Genomic DNA, 6,734 nt, shown 5'->3' on the forward strand with positions numbered 1-6,734 from the left:
CCTACCTGGCGGAGCTGATGCGCTCCCAGGGGGTGACGGTCTGCCACTTCGTCCCCTCCATGCTCACGGCGTTCCTGGAGGACCCGGCCGTGGCGGACGCGGCACGGCCGACAGGGCTGCGCCGGGTCTTCGCCTCCGGCGAGGCGCTGGGCGCGGACACGGCCGGGCGGTTCCGGTCGGTGCTGCCCGGTGTGGAGCTGCACAACCTGTACGGCCCGACCGAGGCCGCCGTCGACGTCACCGCCTTCGACGCGACGGAACCGGGCCCGGATGCGGGATCGGCGGCGGACACCTCCGTGCCCATCGGGCATCCGGTGTGGAACACGGGGGTGTACGTCCTCGACGCTTCGCTCACCCCTGTGCCCGACGGTGTCGCCGGGGAGCTGTACCTGGCGGGGGAGCAGTTGGCGCGCGGGTACGTGGGGCGCCCGGACCTGTCGGCGGACCGGTTCGTGGCCTGCCCCTTCGGGGCCCCCGGCGAGCGCATGTACCGCACCGGCGACCTGGTGCGGCGCGGTCCCGACGGCATCGTGTACCTGGGCCGCACCGACTTCCAGGTCAAGATCAGAGGCCTGCGCATCGAACTGGGCGAGATCGAGGCGGCGCTGGCCCGCCTGCCCGGGGTGGCCGCCGCGGCCGCCGCCGTGCACGGGGGCGCCTCCGGGGCACCGCGCATCGCGGGGTACGCCGTCCCTCGCCCGGGGGCGGCACTCGACCCGGACGACCTGCGCGCGGGGCTGCGGTCGGCTCTGCCGGAGTACATGGTGCCCGCCCAGACCATGGTCGTTGACGCGCTGCCGCTCAGCCCGAACGGCAAACTGGACCGCAAGGCGCTGCCCGCGCCGGAGCTGCCCGGGGCCGGGGCAGGGCGTGCGCCGGCCGATGCGGCCGAAGAGACGCTGTGCGCGCTGTTCGCCGAGGTCCTGGGGCTGGACTCGGTCGGTGCCGACGACGGGTTCTTCACCCTCGGGGGCGACAGCATCCAGGCGATCGCCCTGGTCGGCCGGGCACGGGGCCGCGGGATCGCGCTGACCCCCGCCGACGTGGTCACCGAGCAGACGCCCGCCGGGCTCGCGGCGGTCGCCGGCCGGACCGAACCGGACGGCGGGGAGGGCACCGGGGGAGCGGACGACACCGGCGAGGTGCCGTTCACACCGGTGATGCACTGGATGCTGGAGCAGGGCGGGCCGTTCGACAGGTTCAGCCAGGCGATGGTGCTGCACACCCCGCCGGAGGCCGACGCCGCCCGGATCGAGCGGACACTGCAGGCGGTCATCGACGCCCACCCGATGCTGCGCGCGCGGGCGGAGATCGGCGCCCCGTCGGCCAGGTCCGCGGCCGATGGCGCCGCCGACGGCACTGCGCAGGCCGCGGACAGGGCCGAATCCGGGGGCCTCCATGGGGCCGACGGCACGGCCGTCGCCGAAACAGCGGTCCCCGGCGGCACCGCCGGTACAGCCGTCGCCGGCGATGGCTCCGATTCTGATTCCGCCTCGGTGAGGGCGGCCGGGAAGCCTCCCCGCCTCGTGATCACCGCCCCGGAGGACGTGCGCGCCTCGGACCTTCTCCACCGCCGGGACGCGTCCGGCATCGGCGGCGACGACCTGGCCGCCGTCGCCGCCGAAGAGGTGCGCGGGGCGCAGGCCCTCCTCTCGCCTGGTGACGGGGCCGTGCTCCGGGCCGCGTGGCTGGACCGGGGCCCCCGCCCCGGCCGCCTGGTCCTGGTCGTCCACCACCTGGCCGTGGATGGGGTCTCCTGGGGCGTCCTGCGCTCCGACCTCGCCGCGGCCTGGCAGGACGCAGCGGAGAAGGTGCCCGCGCTCCCCGCGCCCCCGGTGAGCTTCGAGACGTGGGCCCGCCGGATGGTCGCCGACGCCGCGTCCCCCGAGCGCCGCGCCGAGCTGGCCGACTGGCAGCGCATCACCGCGCCCGCCGAGGTCCCCGAACCGTCACCGGACCCCGAGCGCGACACCGCCGCCACGGTGCGGCGGACGACGGTCCGGCTCGGCGCCGCCGACACCGCCGAGGTGCTGGGCGGACTCCCGGCCCTGTACAACGCGGGCCCGGACGATGCCCTCCTCACGGCGCTGGCCCTGGCCTTCGCCCAGTGGAGGGCCGACCGGTCGGGCGCCGCACCGCAGCTCCCCCTGCTGCTCGACATGGAGCGGCACGGTCGCGACCCGGAGGACGCGGGGGGACTGGACACCTCCGGCACCGTCGGCTGGTTCACCGCCGTGCACCCGGTGCGCCTGGAGCCGGGCGTCGACCCGGAGCGGGCGCGCACCGGCGGCCCGGAGGCGGGCCTGGCGCTGAAGGCGGTGAAGGAGCAGCTGCGCTCGGTCCCAGGGAGCGGGGCGGGCTACGGCCTGCTGCGCCACCTGTCCGGGGCCGGGACAGCGCTCGCCGGAGGGGCGCGGCCGCAGGTGCTCTTCAACAACCTCGGGCGCATCGCACCGGCCCCGGAGTCCCAGGCGTGGGGCCCCGCCCCCGAGACGGGGGCGCTGCCTCCGGGCGCCGACCCCGACGCGCCGGTGCGGTACGCGTTCGAGGTGATCGCCTCGACGCGCGAGGGCGACGGCGGGGCCGAGCTGACGGCGACGTTCGCGTGGCCGGAGCACCTGTTCACCGAGGAGGAGGTGCGAGCACTGGCCGAGGAGTGGACGGCCCAGCTCGCGGGGCTGGCGACCCACGCCCGCACCCCGGACGCGGGCGGGGCGACCCCGTCCGACATGGCCTTCGAGGGCCTGGACCAGTCCGAGATCGAAGAGTTCGAAGCGGAGTGGGACCTGTGAAGGCTTCCCCGCCTGAAGGGGCGATCCCGGCCTCCACGGCGTGCACGGGGATTCACGGCTCAGGCCGCCGCCCGGACCGGCGGACCGGGCGGTCTCACACCCTCGACACCGTCCGGGGTCCAACCCGCCCGGACCGGCATCACACGCGCGGAGTTCTTGTCCCTGGGGGACACCGCCCCGCACGCGGTGCAGGCATAGGTTCCCTCGGAAAGGGGAAGTGCGTGCCTGGTTCTCGCTCCGCACTCCGCGCAGTCCATCGTGGTGTGCCCAGGGTGCACGAGACGGACGTCCCGCGCGTGCTTGCGGTCCACCTCCATCAGCGCCGCCCTGGTCGCGCCGATCGCGGCGTCGGCCGCCTTGCGGGCCGCGGTCGACCTGGCCAGGCACCAGGGCTCGAAGTCCTCCACCGCGATCCGGTCGTGGTCGGCCGCGACGCGCTCGGCCCACGTGCGGCCGGTGTCCCGGCGCTGCCGCGCGACCCTCTTGTGCGGCTTCGCCGCCCGGTGGGCGGCGGCCCAGCAGGTACCCCGCTCACGGGCCCCAGCCGGGCGGAAGGCCACCGGGTCTCCGCGCCGTCCGCACCTCGGCGAACGGTGACCGGGCATGACCGGCATCTTCCCTCGGGAGGACCTCCGGACGGCGCGATCGGAGCGCGGGCGGCGGCCCCGGCCATCGGCCACCGGGACGTGCCCGCGCGCCGGACCCCCGAGGCGCCGGTATGACCGGCGATCCACTCCATCAAGGACTTCCGGTCCGCCCAGGCGGACCCGGTACGACGCACGCTTCAGAAAGGCGGACACGAGTGAGCAGCGCATCCGGGCTGGAGGACATCCTCCCGCTGACCCCCCTCCAGGAGGGGCTGCTGTTCCACAGCGGTCTCGGCGACGGCGCCGCCGACGCCTACAACGTGCAGGTCGCCCTCGACCTCGACGGCCCCCTCGACGCCGATCGGCTGCACCGGGCCGCCGACGCGCTGCTGGTGCGCCACCCGCACCTGCGGTCGGCGTTCCGCCGCCGCCGCAACGGCCAGCCCGCCGCCCTCGTCGGCAAGTCCGTGCCCGCGGCCTGGCGGCACACCGACACCACCGAGGACGCCGTCCCGGACCTCCTGGAGGCCGAGCGGGCGGCCCGCTTCGACCTCGCACGGCCGCCGCTGATCCGGTTCGTGCTCGCCCGTACCGGCCCCGACCGGCACGTCCTGGTCCTGACGCACCACCACATCCTCCTCGACGGGTGGTCCCTGCCGCTGCTGGTGCGCGACCTGATGCGCATCTACGCCGCAGACGGCGCCGCGTCCCTGCCCAAGCCCGCCCCCTACCGCCACTACCTGGCCTGGCTGGGCTCCCGTGACACGGCCGCCGCCGAGAAGGCCTGGGCCGAGGCCCTCGCCGGGGTGCCGGGGCCCACCCGGATCACCGAGGCGGCGCAGGCCGAGCGCCGGGCCCTCGCCGCCGGAGCCGACACCGCCGGAGCCGACGCCCTCGGGGCCGAGACCGCCGCGGACGCAGCGGCCGCCGCGGACGACGCCCCGCACGGTGTGACCGTCGACCTTCCCGCCGACCTGACCCGGCGCGTGGAGGCCCTGGCCCGCGAGTGCGGCGTCACCCCCAGCACCGTCCTCCAGGCCGCCTGGGGCCTCCTCCTCGCACGGCTGCTCGACCGGGACGACGTCGTCTTCGGCACGGCCGTCTCCGGCCGCCCGCCCGAGCTGCACGGCGCCGACGCCATGATCGGCCTGTTCATCAACACGGTTCCAGTGCGCGTGGCCCTGCGGCCCGGCGAGACCGCCGCCGGGCTGCTCACCCGCCTGCGCGACGAGCGGGCCCACCTGCTGGACCACGACCACCTCGGCCTGGCCGACATCCAGACCGCGGCCGGGGGCGGCGAGCTGTTCGACACCCTCCTGGTCGTCGAGAACTACCCGCTGGAGGGCGCCGACCCCGCCCAGGACGTCCCGGGGCTGAGCGCGCGCGTGCGCGGGGCCGCCGACGCCACCCACTACCCGCTGTCCGCCGCCGCGATCCCCGGCGGCGCCCCCGACGGCGGGCTGCGCCTGAAGTTCGGGTACCGCCCGGACCGCGTCCCGGCCTCCCTCGCCGACCGCATCGGCGGCTGGATGGCGGGCCTGCTCGGGGCGGTCACCGACGACCCCGGCGCCCCGGTCGCGGGACTGGCCCTGCCCGGCGCGGCGGAGCGGGAGCGCTTGGAGACCCTGTCCTCCGGCGGCCCGGTCGAGGAGCCCGCCGCCACCTTCCCCGACCTGTTCGAGCGCCGTGTCGCCGCCGCCCCCGACGCCCCCGCGCTGGAAGGGCGGGGCTCCGACGGACAGGACACCGCATACACCTCCGCCGAGGTGCGGGACCGGGCCAACCGCCTCGCCCGGGCGCTCATCGCCCGGGGAGCCGGTCCTGAGCGGACGGTCGCCGTGGCCGTGCCGCGCTCGCCCGAGCTGATCATCGCCCTGGCGGCGGTCATGGCCTCCGGCGCGGCCTACTTGGCCCTGGACCCGGCCCACCCCGACGAGCGGTGGGCCACCATGCTCGGCGACGCCGCCCCGGTGTGCGTGCTGGCCTGCGACGACCTGGCGGGGCGGGTCGGCGGCCTGACCGGTGCGCCGCTGCTGGTGCCCGACGGCCGCGACTCCGCCGAGATCGCCGACGCCTCCCCGGAACCGGTGGCCGACACCGACCGGACCGCCCCGCTGACCCCCGGAAACGCCGCCTACGTCATCTACACCTCGGGATCCACCGGCACGCCGAAAGGGGTCGTCGTCCCGCACGCCGGGATCGCCAAGCTCGCCGCCACCGCCGACCGGCGGATCGGCGCCGGGCCCGGCGCGGTGATCACCCAGACGGCGTCGCCCGCCTTCGACGTGGCGTTCTGGGAGATGTGCATCGGCCTGCTCGGCGGCGGCCGCCTGGTGGTGCTCCCCGACGACCTGCGGGTGCCCGGCCCGCCGCTGGCCGACTTCCTGCGCGAGCGCGCCGTCACGCACGCCGCCCTGCCCCCGGCCCTGCTGTCGGCGATGCCCGAGGGCACCGACCTGCCGCCGGGGATGACCGTGCTCGCCGGGACCGAGGCGGTGCCGCCCGCGCTGGTGCGCCGGTTCGCCTCCCGCGGGCCGATGTTCAACTGCTACGGGCCCACCGAGGGCATCGTCAACGCGACGATCGGGGTGTGCCCGCCCGACTTCGCTCAGGTGCGGGTGCCCATCGGCCGCCCCGACCCGGGGGTGCGCGCCCGGGTGCTCGACGGCGGGCTGCGGCCGGTGCCCCCGGGTGTGCCCGGGGAGCTGTACCTGGCCGAGGAGCCCGGGCCGGGCGGCGGGCGGGTGCTGGCCCGCGGCTACCTGAACCGGCCGGGGCTGACGGCCGGGAGGTTCATCGCCGACCCGTACGCCGCCGAGCCCGGCGCCCGCATGTACCGCACCGGCGACCTGGTGCGGTGGAACGGCGACGGGCTGCTGGAGTTCCTCGGCCGCACCGACAACCAGGTCAAGATCCGCGGGTTCCGGGTGGAGCCGGAGGAGACCGAGGCCGCGTTGGCGGCACGGCCGGAGGTCGCGGCGGCCGCCGNNNGGGGGCGCCGATGCTGGTCGGCTACGCCGTCCCGGCCGGGGACGGGAACGGTAGGCGAGAGACGCCAGCCGACCGGAGGGACGGCTCCCGGGCGCGGACCGATGCGACCGCCCCGAACGGCGACCGTGTCGGCCCCGAGCCCGCCGGTCCCGCTGTAGGGAGTGGTCCCGTCGGGCGCGGTCCCGGTGTGGATGCGGCTGGTGGTGGGGTGACTCCTGGGCGTGGGGGCGATGCCGGTGCGGATCGCTCGCGTATGGGTGGGGCCGAGCCACCCGCCGACGGTGTGGGTGCCGGTCCGGCGGGGTCTGCCGAAATCGGCGGTTCCGCCGGGCGCGGGGCCCGTGCGGACGTCCGCACGGGCCCC

3 protein-coding genes are annotated in these 6,734 nt (G+C 76.8%); 2 read left to right on the forward strand and 1 reads right to left on the reverse strand.

The features are described from left to right. Positions 1-2,792 (forward strand): AMP-binding protein (locus D476_RS0112365; protein ID WP_017624253.1); only part of this gene is annotated, 2,792 nt, incomplete at its 5' end. Between the two features lie 59 nt (positions 2,793-2,851). Here the strand turns inward: D476_RS0112365 and D476_RS0112370 are convergent. Continuing rightward, complete coding sequence (locus D476_RS0112370) at positions 2,852-3,352, reverse strand: zinc ribbon domain-containing protein (protein WP_017624254.1); 501 nt, start codon at positions 3,350-3,352, stop codon at positions 2,852-2,854. A 158-nt stretch (positions 3,353-3,510) separates the two neighbouring features. Between D476_RS0112370 and D476_RS33090 the strand changes: the two genes are divergently transcribed. After that, a complete protein-coding gene (locus D476_RS33090) occupies positions 3,511-6,528 on the forward strand; it encodes a non-ribosomal peptide synthetase (RefSeq protein ID WP_449289402.1) in 3,018 nt (1,005 codons plus the stop codon). Positions 6,529-6,734 lie beyond the last annotated feature (206 nt).

It is taken from the genome of Nocardiopsis chromatogenes YIM 90109, assembly GCF_000341185.1.
In the GTDB taxonomy this organism is placed as follows: Bacteria; Actinomycetota; Actinomycetes; order Streptosporangiales; family Streptosporangiaceae; genus Nocardiopsis_A; species Nocardiopsis_A chromatogenes.